The 16,252-nt window shown below is 56.8% G+C and carries 12 protein-coding genes; 5 read left to right on the top strand and 7 right to left on the bottom strand.

The features are described 5' to 3' along the window. Positions 1-6: 6 nt before the first annotated feature. The 3 genes from ACIOU6_RS03000 to ACIOU6_RS03010 all read right to left on the bottom strand — a co-directional run bounded on the left by ACIOU6_RS03000 (position 7) and on the right by ACIOU6_RS03010 (position 4,663). Positions 7-1,215 (bottom strand): MFS transporter, encoded by a 1,209-nt coding sequence (locus ACIOU6_RS03000; RefSeq protein WP_401133694.1) that lies wholly within the window; start codon positions 1,213-1,215, stop codon positions 7-9. After that, on the bottom strand, positions 1,205-3,130 hold the full coding sequence (locus ACIOU6_RS03005; RefSeq protein ID WP_401133697.1) for an IucA/IucC family protein: 1,926 nt from the start codon (positions 3,128-3,130) through the stop codon (positions 1,205-1,207). The genes ACIOU6_RS03000 and ACIOU6_RS03005 overlap by 11 nt, the downstream gene beginning before the upstream one ends. Before the next feature lie 693 nt (positions 3,131-3,823). Beyond that, positions 3,824-4,663: a hypothetical protein gene (locus ACIOU6_RS03010; RefSeq protein WP_401133699.1), complete on the bottom strand. Its 840-nt coding sequence runs from the start codon at positions 4,661-4,663 to the stop codon at positions 3,824-3,826. Between the two features lie 322 nt (positions 4,664-4,985). On the opposite strand from ACIOU6_RS03010, the gene ACIOU6_RS03015 reads away from it, so the two are divergent. Continuing rightward, positions 4,986-5,861: a LysR substrate-binding domain-containing protein gene (locus ACIOU6_RS03015; RefSeq protein ID WP_401133863.1), complete on the top strand. Its 876-nt coding sequence runs from the start codon at positions 4,986-4,988 to the stop codon at positions 5,859-5,861. A 64-nt stretch (positions 5,862-5,925) separates the two neighbouring features. On the opposite strand, the gene ACIOU6_RS03020 is transcribed toward ACIOU6_RS03015, so the two are convergent. From ACIOU6_RS03020 to ACIOU6_RS03030, 3 genes are all read right to left on the bottom strand, one after another. Next, positions 5,926-6,309 (bottom strand): nuclear transport factor 2 family protein, encoded by a 384-nt coding sequence (locus ACIOU6_RS03020; RefSeq protein ID WP_221731759.1) that lies wholly within the window; start codon positions 6,307-6,309, stop codon positions 5,926-5,928. Positions 6,310-6,383: 74 nt separating this feature from the next. Next, positions 6,384-6,614 (bottom strand): hypothetical protein, encoded by a 231-nt coding sequence (locus ACIOU6_RS03025; protein ID WP_401133702.1) that lies wholly within the window; start codon positions 6,612-6,614, stop codon positions 6,384-6,386. A gap of 177 nt (positions 6,615-6,791) precedes the next feature. Continuing rightward, entirely contained in the window at positions 6,792-7,217 is a 426-nt protein-coding gene (locus ACIOU6_RS03030; protein ID WP_221731758.1) for a VOC family protein, read from the bottom strand. Between the two features lie 321 nt (positions 7,218-7,538). Between ACIOU6_RS03030 and tpiA the strand changes: the two genes are divergently transcribed. Genes tpiA through ACIOU6_RS03045 form a run of 3 tightly spaced genes read left to right on the top strand, consistent with a single transcriptional unit; the run spans position 7,539 to position 11,856 of the window. Further along, on the top strand, positions 7,539-8,387 hold the full coding sequence (gene tpiA, locus ACIOU6_RS03035; protein WP_401133705.1) for a triose-phosphate isomerase: 849 nt from the start codon (positions 7,539-7,541) through the stop codon (positions 8,385-8,387). A 2-nt stretch (positions 8,388-8,389) separates the two neighbouring features. After that, a complete protein-coding gene (locus tag ACIOU6_RS03040; RefSeq protein ID WP_401133708.1) occupies positions 8,390-10,816 on the top strand; it encodes a phosphoketolase in 2,427 nt (808 codons plus the stop codon). Continuing rightward, a complete protein-coding gene (locus ACIOU6_RS03045; RefSeq protein WP_401133711.1) occupies positions 10,813-11,856 on the top strand; it encodes a class I fructose-bisphosphate aldolase in 1,044 nt (347 codons plus the stop codon). Before ACIOU6_RS03040 ends, ACIOU6_RS03045 begins: the two co-directional genes overlap by 4 nt. Here the strand turns inward: ACIOU6_RS03045 and ACIOU6_RS03050 are convergent. After that, entirely contained in the window at positions 11,843-12,535 is a 693-nt protein-coding gene (locus tag ACIOU6_RS03050; RefSeq protein ID WP_401133713.1) for an HAD family hydrolase, read from the bottom strand. The genes ACIOU6_RS03045 and ACIOU6_RS03050 overlap by 14 nt on opposite strands. 205 nt (positions 12,536-12,740) lie before the next feature. Here ACIOU6_RS03050 and ACIOU6_RS03055 point away from each other — a divergent pair, with 205 nt between their 5' ends. Next, positions 12,741-13,388, top strand: coding sequence for a BON domain-containing protein (locus tag ACIOU6_RS03055; protein ID WP_221731754.1), 648 nt, complete (start codon positions 12,741-12,743; stop codon positions 13,386-13,388). The last annotated feature ends 2,864 nt before the right edge of the window (positions 13,389-16,252 follow it).

The raw sequence follows: 16,252 nt of genomic DNA on the forward strand, positions 1-16,252 counted from the left end.
CTTTTTTTAGTTGTGATGAGTGTTGGTAGAGAAAACAGTGGGCTGCATCGCGGTTGAGGCTCGTACCCAGCGGACACCCAAAGCGGCCAAGGCGTAGGTCAGGGCCACCAGCCAGAAGCTATGGTCCAGCCCGACCAGCCCCATGCCGATGCCGCCCAGGACGGCTCCCAGCAGAGCGCCGGCTTTCGCCGCGCTGTTGCCCAGGCCCAGAGCAAAACCCTGCTTGGTGGGGCAAACAGTATTGGCGATCAGGGCATAGGCCACTGGTAGCAGGGCGCCTTGCCAAAGGCCCCACAGCAGTCGGGTGGCGAGAAAGCCGATCCATTCGTTGGCCAGTGCGGTCGCGGCAAGGGTCAATGCACACAACCACGCCACGCCTTCGATGACGCGCAGGGTATAGGCCGGTTGCCAGCGATCGAACAGCCGCCCCCACAGCGGCGCGGAAATGGCCAGGGTTGCGGCGCTGGCGGCGTAGGTAGCGCCAATCAGCCAGCCGGGCGCTTGCAGTACATTGGCGACGTACAGCGCATAGAAGGGCTGAGGCATCATCTTGGCGGCCTGGATCAGTACGATCACCAACAAAATTCCGCCCATCCAGCCTTTCGGCAAGGTCGCGCTGGCAGATGTTTTTTTCTGTGCTGGCCGGGCCGTATCGGCCGGCAGAAAGAAACTACCCAACGCACACAGCAGGCAAATCAGCGTAGCGCCATAGCAGAGCAGGGCAAACCCTGAGACGTCCATCAACCAACCGCCCAGCACCGGCCCCACCAACGAGCCGACTGCGGTTGCCGATTGCAATCGCGCCAGGGTTCGCCCGCGATCCGAGCTGTCGCAACAGGCCAGGGCGTACGCCTGAGCGGCGGCTAGAAAGCCGGCCAGTGCGCCTTGAATTACCCGGATCGCGACCAACAACCAGGGATCGAGCGTAATGGCCGCCAGCCCCTGGCACAGCGCCAATGCCAGCAATGCCCGAACGATCATCGGCTTGTGCCCGGTACGGTCACCCAGACGGCCCCACAACGGCGTCAAGAGCATGGCCGCAAGCATGGGGCCGGCATAGACCATGGCGGATAGCAGTGCAGTGTAACGGGCCTGTTCGGGCCCGAGCAGATGTTGAATTTGCAAGGGCCAGAACGGGCCGCTCATCTCCATGGCACCCATGGAAATGAACTGGATCAGCACCAACAGCCTTAAAGCGCTGCCGTTAGCCACCATGGGCGTTGACTTTCAGTGGGTTGCTGAGACGGCCGACAATGTCGGCATGGCTGTCGAGCAAGCGCATGCGCATAAATGACTTGGCCGGCCAGTCCTGCACAAGCAAGGCTTGACGTTCGGTTTCCCAGCGTTGCGGTTCGACGCGCTCGCGCAATGCGTCAAAGCAATCACTGACCTGCGCCGCCAATTCATCCCACAGGAGTTTCTCTGGCACGTTCCAATGACGAGCGCAGAGCAAGGCCAGTTCACCCAAATGGCACATGAATGTGGTGTGCAGAAGTTTGTCTCGGACAAAACTTGATTCGTCGTAGAGCGTCATCTTCGGGTCGTGCAGCTCAATATCGAGGCCATGGGCATGCAGGGTCTTGCGATCAATGCGAATGTCACCGAAGTCGCGCAGCAACAGGCGACTCAATTGCCCATCGGCGCCCATCACCATAAAGCTGTTTTGCTGGTGGGCTTCGAAGGCCACGCCATACATCAGATAGATACCGAGCAGACTCGGTACGGCAATCGACAGGTAGTCGCGAAAGAATGCCTGCATGGCTTCGCCGTCATCACGCCCCTGGGCCAGGCGCACCCACTGACGAAGTAACGGCTGCTGATGCTCATCCATCGCGAACAGGCTGCCGACCGGGACAGCCATTTCACCGGTTTGCAACAGGCTCAGCGGGTTGTCCCGGTAAAGCACGGCGGCATGTCGTGAGCGTTCATCGTCCACCGGTTGTGGCGCGTAATGCACGCCGATACGTTCCGGCACGATGTTCAGCAAGCGCTGGATCTGCTGCTCCTGATCGAGAATTCTCAGCAACAAATGACTGATACGCGGTCCCATCCGCGCCGAGCGCGGCGAGACGGTGCGCTGCACGCTGGTCAGACGCAGTGCCACCGGGAGTTTGACCATCGGCGCGGTGCGGCTGGCACCCGGCACAACAGTGCGAAACGACATGGTGGGATGAGCGGTGAACGCGACGATATCAGTCAGGATCAGTAGGTTGTCGGCGATCTCATTGGCAAATGAGCGTGGTAACTCTTCATGGGCCTGCCAAGGGTGCGCGGGGAGTGGGAGGTAATCCGCTGCATCCAGTCCTCTGCTTTGCAAATGAGCGTGCAGGTGTTTGGCGGCCTGTGGAAAATTGCCTTGCCACCAGTCCCAATAATCCGGCGTACCTGTCAGTGATTCGACGTGGGTGTATTGGCGGTGCAGAGCGCACAGCATAATCGGAAACCTCGCCTCGAATTCCGGCAAAAAGGCGATCACCTGAGAGGCACTGAGGCCGAGTTTGGTCTTGTAGTTCGGATGCCACGGATGGCCCAGCGTGCCCCATTGTTCCAACAGCGAGGTGGGGTTCTCCAACGCGCTGCTGTCTTTGAGCCAGGCCAACAAGTTGTCGTCGTAGCTCGGGTCGATCCGGTTCTTGAGCTGGAGAGTCCAGTTGTGATGGAAGGCCAGGCACAGCGTGTCATTGCTGAAGCTGTCATCGAGCTCCAAGGCCAGACGCTCCAGTACTTCCTTAGAAGCAGCAGGGTTGAGCTGGGGGCTGAGATGGGCCAGCAATTCAGAGGGCAGCAGGATTTTTTGCGGCAGGCTTGCGGGGCGGTGAAGCGTAATGCTGCCACGGACGTCCCAGCTGTTCATTCGCCCGGCAGACAAGTGTTCGAAACAAAGACGCGCGCCATTCTCAAGCGGCAACCAACAGTGGTTGTATTCGTCGTATTCACAGTCGTCGGGCTTGATCAGATCTTCGCGAAACAGCGCCTGGATCAGACGTTGGAAGCTACGCTGCGACGCAGACTCCAGCGCATTGCTCAAATGGTCGAGCGTGATGCGATGGGATCTAAAGGCCGGGGTATCGAGTGCCTCACTCCAGCGCGAGAGCAATAGCTGTTGTTTTTCCGGATTAGTGTGCGTCAAGCCCGACTCCTTATGGACATGATTCAGATACAAAGCGTGCAGATAATACGCTTCGAAAACACTAATACCAATGATAATTGTTGTTATTCACGCGACAAGGATGCGCCGTCATCGCTTAGCGAGTAATGCTTATTGGCGGAGTGCTGGATTATCTCGGCCTGCCAGGCACAAGGTCCGTCGCAAGAACAGGCGGGTGGGCATAGCGCTGTTCCAGCGCCCGAGTGACACGCTCACCGGCATGGTGCAAACGCCAGTGGATCAGCTTATGGAGGAGGCCCGGGAAGTGATCTCCCATAACGCCGGCTTGAGCAGATCTCAGCTCGATTTGAATAGGTAAAGGCACTTCACAGGCCCTTGCTGTAGCCGATCTGCGTGAGCAAGAAACCGTGGCGTTGGTAGCGTCGGTTCAAAAAGAGAATGAGCAACCGCGGCAGGCTGAAAAGGTGCCACGGGCCTGCGAAGTTTTGAACATCAAGAATTCGAGCTTTAGAGGCGTCAGCCGCGAAAACGCAGTTTCGTGACAGAGCAGCGTAATGGCAGTTGTAAGAATGGGGCGGCAAGGGGTTGAGATATCTAGGTAAGTGGAAACAGACAGCTTATGAACATCTATGACATCACCTGTCGTTTAACATAATATACATTATGCGAATTATCCTATAGAGGTCTGGGGGGCTCTGTGGTCAGATTTCAGGCTCATCTCAACAGGTCCTGGTCTGAGCAGATGCATTGCAGGTGCAAGCCTACAAAAACCAGAAACGAAAACGCTTTCAAGCTATTCACTTCAGTTCCGTAGTCGGAACATTCCCCGTGCATCACCTGGTGACGATTCAGTGCAGTAAAGACCCCGCTGGAGCTGGATGATTGGCTTCGGGCCGCAAAGCTTTTTAGAAAATCAGAATCATGAAGCGTGAAAAATGGATGAAGAAGATCAAGCGACTCCTGATCAGATTCAAACCTTTCTTTTAAGTGCAGACCTGCCTTTGTGGAGCGATTTTGGCCTTTACCATCCCGATTCAGCGGAGATTCAACTCCCAGGGTTTCGGACAACAGCCCATCAGCCTGCGCAATAAAAACCGGTGTTGAGAGGAAAAACCCATCAGCACCAAACTCTCTATGAGCCCTTGCCGCAGCACCAATCGCTGTTGACCTGGAAGGATTATTGGCCAACAAACGATCAACAAAGTCCTGAAAATTGTCGCGATAGTAATCAACCATGCACTGATCAATTTCACCATCTGGGAGGCTTGTAATGCGCTCGATCAACGGCATCAAGTCCTCTAAAGTTGTCGACCAGCCGAAGAACCATCCTTTATCAGCAGCAACGCTCATGGCTAATTTCGACTGCGCAGGACGCGCGTCCAACTTTGCTAAATATTCCGACAGATCACCACGGATTTCGTAGACAAACTGAGGAATCACCTTCGCCATAGCATCAATGATAGGTGCCGTTATACTTGCTATTTCGGCAAACTTTTCGGCGAAAGCGTGCGCTAAGGTAACGAAATCAATCTGCTCTTTAGGCGTTTCAGACACGTTGAGCTCTCAAATGCAGTGAAATTCTGACAATTCTAACCCTGACGATAGGCTAGAGACTCAAGTTTGCAGTACCCTCCCCGCCGTTATTCTCTAATTTTATAACTAAACTAAATAACCATTTAGTTTAGTTATAAATTGCTGCGACTGGTGTCTTGCACAACATTGAACGTTGCGCCTGGCGACATCAAAAACGCTCATGCGTCAGGCGCCCGGCAGAGCGTCTGACTTTTGTTTACCTGCGTTCGAAGCGATTTTACGCAGTGATTTAGCGAAAAAAATACAGATATATTTCCCAGCGAAACATAATTATTATTTGCGAATGATCAAAGAACTTAAAACACTAATCGCTGTGGCGAGAGAAGGTACTTTTGCGGCGGCTGGCAGCAAAATCGGCCTCACCCAGGCCGCCGTCAGCGCCCAGATGCAACGACTTGAGGCAGAGCTTGGGGTCGAGTTGTTCGACCGAAAAGGACGCTCCGCGCAGCTCAACCGAATGGGCCACCAGGTTTTGTCGCAAGGCCAGGAACTGGTTCGCCAGTTCAAAGATCTGGGCACGATGTCGGTGGGTCTTCCCGCCAATGTTTTGGTCACCATTGGGGCGATTGCCTCGGTTCAGCGCTCCTTCTTGCCGGAAGCCTTGGCTGAGTTTCATCAACGATCCTCACAGTGCAGAACACGCGTCCTGCCTGGCCTGTCGATGGAATTGGTAAATCAGGTCGATTCAGGTGAAATCGATATGGCGGCGATCATCCGTCCACCCTTCTCTCTTCACAGCGATCTGCGCTGGACAACATTGGCACGCGAACCTTACCGATTGATTGTCCCGGCTGATATGCCTGGCGAGGATTGGGCTGAGTTGGTATCGAGCCAGCCCTTTATCCGCTATGACCGTTCATCTTTTGGCGGACGCCAGGTTGATCGGTTCTTGCGACAAACCCATTTTTCATTACACGAAGTCTGCGAACTCGATGAGTTGGATGCGATTATCAAACTGGTTGCAAACGGCGTCGGAGTGGCCTTGGTGCCAGAAACGGCCACCCATAAGGAATGGCCAACTGAAGTGCGTGTAATGGACCTGAAACAACGTACATTCCATCGCGATATTGGTTTAGTGCATCGTGCACGCCGCAGCCTAATCGAGCCCGTGAAATTACTGGCTCAATTGATTACAGAGCACGCCGTGAAGAAGCATTAAACGAGTAATGACGTCCAGCTTTCCATTTTACTCGCACTCGAATATCAGCACCGTCCTGAGCTAATCAAGGCGCTGCATGCGCTTGGAAAATCTTGCTGACTACCGTCCACTTGCCTTCTACTTTCAGCAGATGGAAGAAGTCGGTGAAAGAGAGGCCTGACATGCCGTTGGCGTCAATGCGAGCACTAGCGGCATTACCGACGATTTCAATGCGAGTAATAGCCGCCTGTGCGTCAGGAGAGGGGCGGAAATCCTTGTCGATCCCCTCGAACAGGATTGGAATTGCGCCGCCGGCCAGTTGACCGTCGCCATCGACGCTAAACATCGTTGCTTGATCATTGAAAGCAGGCTTCATGATGCTGCTTTTGGCCTGTTTACAGCCCTCAATGTACTTGTTCAGCACCTCGGTGATGGCTTGGTATTCGTGTACGTAAGTAGGGTTGCTCATGGTTTTATTCCTGCTTCATTGGATTGGATTGAGGATCAGAACCGTCCAGCCGTCCGCTTAGGACGTGGACTCATTCACGCTTTGGTATCAAGCCATACAGAACCGTAACGAGTGTCGGCGGCTGGAGTCTCAATGATTTCTTTCAAGTCATCTGCTGCAGTGCGCACCCAGAATGGATCACGCAGCATTTGCCGTCCGAAAAAAACCAGGTCAGCTCGACCGTTCTGCAGGATTTCTTGGGCTTGACGACCACTCTGGATGACACCCACGGCCCCTGTCGCAATATGCAGTTCCTTACGCAGCAACTCAGCGGCGGGTACTTGGTAACAACCCGGCAACTAATTGCCAAACTAAGGGGAAACGTTTCATGTCTAGCCTTTTTGTTGGAATGAAAGGACTGCTTGAGGGCAGTAGGCAGATTCATGAGTTTCCAGCTCATTTAAGTGTTCTTGGCGCGCGCTTGATGGCGCGCCAGCTTTTTATCATTTGGCGAAGAGCTGGCTCATATCCTTGAACGCTTTGAACTCAAGTGCGTTGCCGCACGGGTCGAACAGGAACATGGTGGCCTGCTCACCAACCTGGCCTTTGAAGCGAATGTAGGGTTCGATCACAAACTGGGTTTCGCGCGCCTTTAAGCGCTCGGCCAGGGCTTCCCATTGAGCCCATTCCAGAATAATGCCGAAGTGCGGAACCGGTACGTCGTGACCGTCTACCGGGTTGCTGTGCACGCTTTCCTGCGAAGCAGTTTTAGGATGTTCGTGGATGACCAGTTGGTGGCCGTAGAAATCGAAGTCTACCCACTGGTCGCTTGAGCGACCTTCGCAAAGGCCGAACACCTCTCCGTAGAAGTGCCGTGTGGCGGCCAGGTCATAAACAGGGATTGCGAGGTGGAAAGGAGAAAGACTCATCAGGACTCCGATAACAATTTTTTATGGGTTTGTGGTGCCGGCCACCGAACTCGCTGCCCAGCGGGTTTTTTGAAGCTGGATTTATGCTAAAGCGGTACCAGGCTGAAAAAAATCAATATAAATTTTTCACACATACAATTTTATTTTGTTAATCGATTACCTCTGTTTACTGCTGCACACCTGCCTGAACCGAACGCGGGTTACCTGTCGTTAAACTTGAGCGATCACACGCGTCGACCGCAGCGTGCGCTGGCGCACAGAACAAAGCTCTGCTCAAGCGCATCGTCGAGCCTTATTGATGAACCTCGCGGGATGGTTTTCATGACGATGCTTGACCCAGCACAAGCGTTTCATCCGCCTGATGTCGATCCTGTGTCGCTCCAGAAGTACCGGCAGCCGCTGATCGCCGGCAACTGGAAGATGAACGGCATGGCGGCCCAGCTCAGTGAAATCGAAGCGGTGGCGGCCACGGTGCAAGCGAAGCAGCCACCGGTCGAGGTTTTGATGTGCCTGCCCGCGACGCTGATTGCGCAAGCGGCGTTGACGGCCGCTGGCCGCATCGCCATTGGCGGGGAGGATTGCAGTGGCGATATTTCGGGGGCTTTTACCGGCGACCTCAGCGCAGAGATGCTTAAGGATGCCGGTGCCTGCGCGGTCATCGTTGGGCATTCGGAACGCCGCCAACATCACGCGGAGACCGATGCAATCGTGGCGAGGAAGGCAAAAGCGGCGCGACGCACGGGTCTTTTGGCAATTATCTGCATCGGTGAAACGAATGAGCAGCGGCTGGCAGGAAACGCCTTGTCCGTCTGTGGTGATCAGATCGCCGGGAGTGTGCCTGAAGGCATGACGGCGTCCAACACGGTGATCGCCTACGAGCCTCTCTGGGCGATCGGATCGGGCCACATGCCAACGTGCGAACAAATCATTGAAATGCATGCGCACATCCGGGCCTGCCTGACCTTGCGTCTGGGGGCTGAGGGTAAAAACCTGCGAATCCTGTACGGCGGGTCGGTCAAACCGGCCAGTGCCCACTCGATCCTCACGCTGCCGGAAGTCGGTGGTGTCCTCGTCGGCGGCGCCAGCCAGAAGTCTGCGGATTTTCTTGCGATCTGCCAGGCAGCCACGGCCACGTCTGCTCATTCCGCCAATTTCCCAAAGGAACACTGACCATGAATGATGCGATCACGTTGACGCAAGAGAGTGAAAACGTAGAAATCCCCGGCCTTTCAGCCGCTGATGTCCCAACATTGGGTGCAGATGAATTGCAGCGGATGAACGCCTACTGGCGCGCTGCCAATTACATCTCGGTCGGCCAGATGTACCTCTACGACAACCCGCTGTTGCGTGAGCCGTTGACAATGGCGCACGTCAAGCCGCTTGTTGTCAGTCACTGGGGCACGACACCGGGACAAAACTTCATCTACGTCCATTTGAACCGAGTCATCAAGAACCACGATCTGGACATGATCTACGTTGCCGGTCCTGGCCACGGCGGCCCGGCAATCGTCGGCAACGTTTACCTCGAAGGCACCTGGAGCGAGGTCTATCCGAATGTGGGTGAGGATGAAGCCGGGCTGAAGAAGTTGTTCAAGCAGTTCTCTTTTCCGGGTGGTATTTCCAGTCATGTCGCACCGACGACGCCAGGCTCGATTCATGAGGGTGGTGAGCTTGGCTATTCGCTCAGCCACGCCTTCGGTGCCGCATTCGATAACCCTAATCTGATAGTCGCCTGTGTCATCGGCGATGGCGAGGCCGAAACCGGCCCCTTGGCTACGGCGTGGCAGTCCAACAAGTTTCTCGATCCGGTCACCGACGGTGCGGTGCTGCCGATCCTGCATCTGAACGGCTACAAGATCAGTAATCCGACGGTACTTGCGCGCATGGGTCATGACGATCTGGAGCAGTTCCTTCGAGGCTCTGGCTGGGAACCGTACTTTGTCGAAGGCGACGATCCAATGACGATGCACGAGTTGATGGCCCGTGCCACTGACAAAGCCATCGCGCAAATCCAACAATTGCAGAAGCACGCCCGAACGACCGATACGCCCACACTCCCCCTCTGGCCGATGATTGTTCTCAGATCGCCCAAGGGCTGGACCGGGCCGAAAGTTGTCGACGGGCTGCCTGTCGAAGGGACCTTCCGCTCGCACCAGGTGCCGTTGCTGGTCGATGCCAATCACCCTGAGCACTTGGCGCAACTTGAGCGCTGGATGAAGAGTTACAAGGCCGAAGAACTGTTCGATACCAACGGCCGATTGATCGAAGAACTGGCTGAAATGGCGCCCAAAGGCCTGCGGCGCATGGGCGCCAATCCAAATGCTAACGGCGGCCTGTTGCTACGCGATCTGCACATGCCCGACTTCCGTGTGCATGCCGTGCGTGTCCCCTCGCCCGGCGCCGTCTTCGCCCAGGACACGCTGGTGCTCGGTGAGTTCTTCAAGGACATCATCCAACTGAACCCCGACAACTTTCGTGTCTTCGGCCCGGACGAGACCATGTCGAACCTGCTTGGCGCCGTCTTCAAGGTCACCAACCGTCAATGGGATGCGGCGACCGTTGCGAACGACGAGTTTCTTGCGCCCGCCGGCCGCGTGCTCGATTCGATGCTCAGCGAGCATCAGTGCGAAGGTTGGCTGGAGGGCTACCTGCTGACCGGTCGGCATGGGCTTTTCAATAGCTACGAAGCCTTTATCCGCATCATCGACTCGATGTTCAGCCAGCATGCCAAGTGGCTCAAGGTCACCAAAGAGCTGGCGTGGCGGCGGCCGGTCGCCTCACTGAACTACCTCCTCGCCTCGCACGTCTGGCAGCAGGACCATAATGGCTTCACGCACCAGGATCCCGGCTTCCTAGACCATGTGATCAACAAAAAAGCCGACATCGTTCGCGTCTATCTGCCGCCCGATGCGAACTGCCTGTTGTCGACATTCGATCACTGCCTGCGCAGCCGCAATTACGTCAATGTCGTCGTCGCTGGCAAGCATGCGCTGCCGCAATGGCTGACCATGGATGAGGCGATCGTGCATTGCACTCAGGGCGTTGGGATCTGGCAGTGGGCGAGCAACGATCAGGACAGCGAACCGGACGTCGTCATGACTTGCTGCGGCGATACGCCAACACTGGAGATTCTGGCGGCGGTGTCCATCCTGCGCGAGCATTTGCCCGAACTGAAGATCCGCGTCGTCAATGTTGTCGATCTGATGAAGTTGCAGTCCGCCAGCGAACATCCGCACGGGTTGAGTGATGGGGACTACGACTCACTGTTCACCAAGGACAAGCACATCATCTTCGGCTTCCACGGCTACCCCTGCCTGGTGCATCGACTTACCTATCGCCGAAACAACCGCAACCTCCATGTGCGGGGCTATAAGGAGGAAGGAACGATTACCACGGCTTTTGACATGCGGGTTCAGAACGACCTGGACCGGTTCCATTTGGTACAGGACGTTGTCGACCGTCTGCCTCATCTCGGCAGCCGGGGTGCTTATCTGAAGCAGATGGCTCGCGACAAGCTGGTCGAACACAAGCTCTACATCAACGAGCACGGCGAGGATCTGCCGCAGATTCGTAACTGGAAATGGGGGGCCCCCGCATGAACTCAGTGCAACTTGTCGACACGGCGCGCCAGATGCTGGCTAGCGGCAAGGGCCTGCTGGCGATGGACGAGAGTTCACCGACTTGCAACGACCGCTTCGCCGCACTCGGCATTACGCCGTCTGAAGCGTCGCGCCGGGCGTGGCGTGAGCTGCTCATCACGGCGCCGGGGCTGGCCGAGAGTATCGGCGGTGCCATTCTCTACGACGAGACAATCCACCAGCAGTGCACCGATGGCACGCCGTTCGTGAAGGCGCTGACTGACGTCGGCATCCTGGTCGGGATTAAGGTCGATGCCGGTGCGAAAGCACTGGCTGGGCGTCCCGGCGAAAAGATTACCGAAGGGTTGGACGGTTTGCGTGAACGGTTGCAAGGCTATGCGGCCATCGGTGCGCGCTTCGCCAAGTGGCGCGCAGTGATCACGATGGACGCCGGTCTTCCCAGTGCGGCGTGCATCGCGGCCAACGCCCATGCACTGGCGCGCTACGCGGCCCTTTGTCAGGAGGTCGGGCTTGTGCCCGTGGTCGAACCTGAAGTGCTGATGACGGGTGATCACTCGCTACAACGTTGTGTCGACGTCAGCGCAAAAGTGCTGCACGAGGTCTTCGAGCAGCTACATGTACAGGGCGTGCTGCTCGAAGGCATGGTGTTGAAGCCGAACATGCTCCTGTCGGGCCTGAGCTGCCGCCATCAGGACAGTGTCGACGAGGTCGCCGACGCCACCGTGACGACCCTGCTACGCGCCGTGCCAGCCGCCGTGGCGGGCATTGCGTTCCTGTCTGGTGGGCAGAGTCCCGAGTTGGCTTCTGCGCGGTTGAACGCGATGAACCGACGCTTCAAGTCGCGACTGCCTTGGGCGTTGACGTTTTCTTTCGCGCGCGCAATCCAGCAGCCAGCCCTCGAGATCTGGGGCGGCGACCCCGGTAAAGTCGCGCAAGCTCAACGTGCGTTACTGCACCGCGCCGCCTGCAACCGGGCGGCGCGGCAAGGTGATTATTCGGTCGACATGGAAAACCCGGTAAACCTGATCATCGGCGCATAGCCGGCGGACACAGGTGTGAGAGATCAAGCGTGACGAGATCGCCGATGCACTCAATCGTTAAATCGGCTTGCGGTTGAGCGGCGATGATTCGCGGATCCATCGCGTAATGGCCCTGTCGCACAAAAACGCTGGTTAACCGTTCACCCCATATGCCCTTCATGGCCGCCAGAATCGCGAGCTTGTCGTCGACCATCACGTAGTGACGGGCGGGGTAGTGACGTTCTACGGCCTGTAGCATCTTTTCCTTGTGAACATAGACCAGTGCGCGGCCCTCCAGGGCCTGCCACAGACCTGAGCGCTGTAACTTGCGCGGCTGTAAAACCACATCGCCATCGGACAGGATTACGGTCAGGCCGTACAGGCCCAAATGCGTGATGACGTCCATTGCCTGGGGATAGAGTCGATCGGCAAACGGGTAGTCGATGAGGAAGGAGGACATCAACAACAGTCTTTGTTCATCCGCACTGCCCTGCCCAATCTCCAGCCGATAGCGCTGCAAGGCGCCCAGGTAATCGACATAGCCGAGCTCTTTGCGCAACGCGTTGAAGACTGCCCAATAACGCTGTGCTTGGGCGTCACCCAATTGCTCCTTCAAGTGCCGGTGAAAATCGGCGACAACGCGGTCGCCGTCCAGCAACGTGTTGTCGACGTCCAGCAGAAACACCACTTCAGCCATCATCGGCAGGCTCGTTGGGCTTGACCGACCTGTAGCAGTGCATGTGGGGCAGTGCCGTGAGGATTCAAGGCGCGACGCTCCTTTGTGGTGTTGGCAGACGATCAGGCAGCGTGCGCGAGGTCGTTGCAGCACGTCTGTGTGCTGACGCACAGACGGCTGTTTTTCTTGAGGTCACTGTGGCATCGGGCAAGCGCCAAAAGGATTGATGATGAATGACCTGACGTTACGCAGAACCATTCTGGACGAGCTGGAATTTTTGCCGCACATCGATGCTGCGGCTATCGGTGTCACCATCGAAAACGGCGTTGTTGTGCTCAGCGGGCATGTGCGGACCTACGCTGAAAAAATCGCCGCTGAGCGCGCCGTCCAGAGCGTTAAAGGCGTCGTCGCCGTGGCCGAGGAACTCGAAGTGCGGGTGTCCGGTGCTCACACTGTTGATGATGGCGTGATCGCCTCGCGTTGCCTGGATCTGATCCACTGGGACACGGCGGTTTCCAAGGAACCCATTCACATCAAGGTGCAGCACGGGTGGGTAACGATTGAGGGCCACGTGGAGTGGCAATACCAGAAAGACGCCGTGAAAGCGCTCATACAACAATTGCAAGGGATTGTGGGTATCGACAATCGTTTAGCGATAAAGCCTAAAGACAGCATTCAAGATATCAAAACACTTATCGAAGAAGCCTTGGCACGAAGTGCCGAACTGGATGCCGGCAAGATTCACGTCACGGTCCATGGCAATCAAGTAACGCTCGAAGGCACTGTTAACAGATGGCTCGAACGTAAAGCGGTCGAACACACAGCCTGGGCAGTACCCGGTGTCTATCGTGTAGAAAATCACCTTCTCATCAGTTGACCCAGCACCGCGCGCGGTTATCCGGGTGTGCGAGCACACGTCTCAGATCAGGAGAAATATGACAAGCATAGGGACACGCATCAGGCTGTTGTTACCTCGTTTGGCTGCCGTTTGTCGAACCGGTAAGTTCCCCGGTCGCAAGTTCGCCTATGAGCCGATTCTGCGCGCCGAACTGTTCAACGCAGACCAAATGGCCAATCACGGCATCGCGCTGGCCAACCAGCATCAGGTCAGTGCCGTGTCCTCCCGCGATGCTCTACTGGGCAGGCTGGATGACAATGAGGTTGTGCTCAATCGCAGTTGCACCGCGCTGACACAGGCGCAGTCTTCCAGTCGCCCCGTCACCCCGGCCGCCGAGTGGTTACTGGACAACTACTTCCTTGTTGAAGATCACATTCGTACCGCCAGAAAGCATCTGCCCAAAGGCTATAGCCGAGAGTTGCCACGCTTGACCAACGGCCCTTCCGCAGGCCTTCCACGGGTCTACGACATTGCGCTGGAAACGATCTCCCATGGCGACGGCCGATTCGATGAGTTAAGCCTCAGGCGCTTCATCGTTGCTTATCAGACCGTCATGCCACTGGCGCTGGGCGAGCTTTGGGCGATCCCGATCATGGTGCGCCTTGCATTGATCGAAAACCTGCGCCGAGTGGCGTCACGGGTAATGGCAAATTCGGACGACCGAAACAGGGCGGACGACTGGGCCGAACGTCTGATAGAGGTCTCCGGTCGCGATGTAAAAAACGTCGTACTGACCGTCGCCGACATGGCCCATTCGGGACCCCGTTTGAGCGCTGCGTTCGTCGCCGAGTTTGCCCGCCGCTTGCAGGGCCAGAGTGTGGCTCTCGCCCTGCCCCTCAATTGGATCGAACAAATACTGGGTGAAACGGGCTCCAGCACAGAGCGTCAGGTGCACCTCGACGCGCAGCAACAGTCTGCCGACCAAGTGTCTATCAGCAATAGCATCGCAAGCCTGCGTCTGCTAACGGCCACCAATTGGCGCGAGTTTGTCGAATCGATGAGTCATGTCGAACAGACCCTGAAGAACGATCCCGCCGCCGTTTACCCATTCATGGATTTCGCCACCCGCGACAGTTATCGACACATGATCGAACGGCTCGCCAGGCGCAGCCATCGCTCAGAGATCCAGGTGGCTCAGATCGTCGTGGATCTGTCGGGACAGCAGCACGCCGCGGCACTCGACAGTGCGCTGCACAACCACATCGGGTATTACCTGATCGGTGCAGGCATCGGTGCTCTTGAGCGAAGGCTGGTCGCCAAGGTGCCTCTGCATGAGCGCTGGAAACGCCTTCTGCAGTTTTCTCCATTGATGTTTTACCTGACACCGGTTGGCGTTCTCACGCTGATTTTTGCCTTGCCATTGCTCGCGTCTGCAAGTCGCGACGGACTGCCCGACGTTGCCTTGCTGGCGCTGGCAGTGCCCTGCCTGATCATGACCAGTCGCTTGGCAATCAGCCTGATCAACTGGCTGGTGACCTTCAGCCTGTTGCCCACGATATTGCCGAAGATGGACTACGCCGGCGGTATTCCTGAGGAAGCTCGCACGCTGGTAGCCATTCCTTCACTCATCGCCACGCGTGCCGATGTCGAGGAGTTGGTGGAAGGCCTTGAGGTCAGGTACCTGGCCAATCGTGACGGCAATCTGTTTTTCGCCTTGCTCACTGATTTTCTCGATGCGCCAGAAGAGGTCGAGGTTCACGACGCACAATTGCTGGCACTCGCCGCTCAGGCGATCAACCAGCTCAATCGTAAATATGCTGAAGGCACGGTCGACCGGTTTTTCCTGTTTCATCGATCGCGTTGCTGGAACCCCGGCCAACAGGTGTGGATGGGGCATGAACGCAAGCGAGGCAAACTCAATGACCTCAATGCGTTGCTGCGTGGCATGGGCGAGACGCGTTTCACGACGATTGTCGGTGACATACGCCCCCTTCTGTCCGTGCGTTACGTGCTGACCCTGGATACCGACACATTGCTGCCGCAGGATGTTGCTCGCCAATGCGTGGCAGCCATGATGCACCCACTCAGCCGGCCCTTGTTCGACACTCGCAAGGAAAAAATCGTATCCGGTTACGCGTTGTTGCAGCCGCGTGTCGGCATCAGCCTGGCGAGCACTCCGCGCACCCTGTACTCCCGGCTGTTTGGTTGTGACGGGGGTGTCGACCCCTACACCCGTGCGGTGTCGGACATCTATCAGGATCTGTTCCAGCAAGGGTCTTTCATTGGCAAGGGCATCTATGACGTGGATGCCTTTACCTGTGCGCTGGAAGGCTGCCTGCCCGATAACCAGATACTCAGCCACGACTTGATCGAGGGCTGCTACGCACGCTCGGGTTTGCTCAGCGATGTGCAGTTGTATGAGCAATACCCCTCGCGTTACAGCGCTGACATTAAACGCAGGCATCGCTGGATCCGTGGTGACTGGCAGTTAGTCCCATGGCTGCTCCCTTGGGCGCGCAATACTCGAGGTGAATGGACGCGCAACCGCTTGGACGTCATGGCGCGCTGGAAGATTCTCGACAATCTACGGCGCAGCCTGGAGCCACTGGCATTGCTGTCAATGCTGGTCTGGGGCGGGTTTGCCAGCAGTGAACCCTTGGCCTGGACACTGGCGGTGGTCGGTTTGCTCGTCATCCAGCCGTTGCTCAGAACCTTTACCGATGTCCTGCAACCGCCACTGAACGTGCCTTATCGGGAGTACCTCAGAGCCCTTCTTGATGGGCTGGCACAAGACCTCGCACAGGTCTGCGCCACCATCGCCTGGCTACCGTTCGAGATGTACTACAGCGCTGGTGCCATTGCGCGGTCGCTGTGGCGGATGTTTTTCAGCCGGCGTTTGCTGT

Source organism: Pseudomonas sp. NPDC087615, assembly GCF_044743445.1.
In the GTDB taxonomy this organism is placed as follows: domain Bacteria; phylum Pseudomonadota; class Gammaproteobacteria; order Pseudomonadales; family Pseudomonadaceae; genus Aquipseudomonas; species Aquipseudomonas baetica_A.

What these genes read in the sequence shown, in the direction of transcription:
- ACIOU6_RS03000 (WP_401133694.1), bottom strand. Translation starts at nt 1,215, where the DNA reads ATGGTGGCTAACGGCAGCGCTTTAAGGCTGTTGGTGCTGATCCAGTTC.
- ACIOU6_RS03015 (WP_401133863.1), top strand. Translation starts at nt 4,986, where the DNA reads ATGATCAAAGAACTTAAAACACTAATCGCTGTGGCGAGAGAAGGTACT.
- ACIOU6_RS03020 (WP_221731759.1), bottom strand. Translation starts at nt 6,309, where the DNA reads ATGAGCAACCCTACTTACGTACACGAATACCAAGCCATCACCGAGGTG.
- ACIOU6_RS03030 (WP_221731758.1), bottom strand. Translation starts at nt 7,217, where the DNA reads ATGAGTCTTTCTCCTTTCCACCTCGCAATCCCTGTTTATGACCTGGCC.
- tpiA (WP_401133705.1), top strand. Translation starts at nt 7,539, where the DNA reads ATGACGATGCTTGACCCAGCACAAGCGTTTCATCCGCCTGATGTCGAT.
- ACIOU6_RS03040 (WP_401133708.1), top strand. Translation starts at nt 8,390, where the DNA reads ATGAATGATGCGATCACGTTGACGCAAGAGAGTGAAAACGTAGAAATC.
- ACIOU6_RS03045 (WP_401133711.1), top strand. Translation starts at nt 10,813, where the DNA reads ATGAACTCAGTGCAACTTGTCGACACGGCGCGCCAGATGCTGGCTAGC.
- ACIOU6_RS03050 (WP_401133713.1), bottom strand. Translation starts at nt 12,535, where the DNA reads ATGATGGCTGAAGTGGTGTTTCTGCTGGACGTCGACAACACGTTGCTG.
- ACIOU6_RS03055 (WP_221731754.1), top strand. Translation starts at nt 12,741, where the DNA reads ATGAATGACCTGACGTTACGCAGAACCATTCTGGACGAGCTGGAATTT.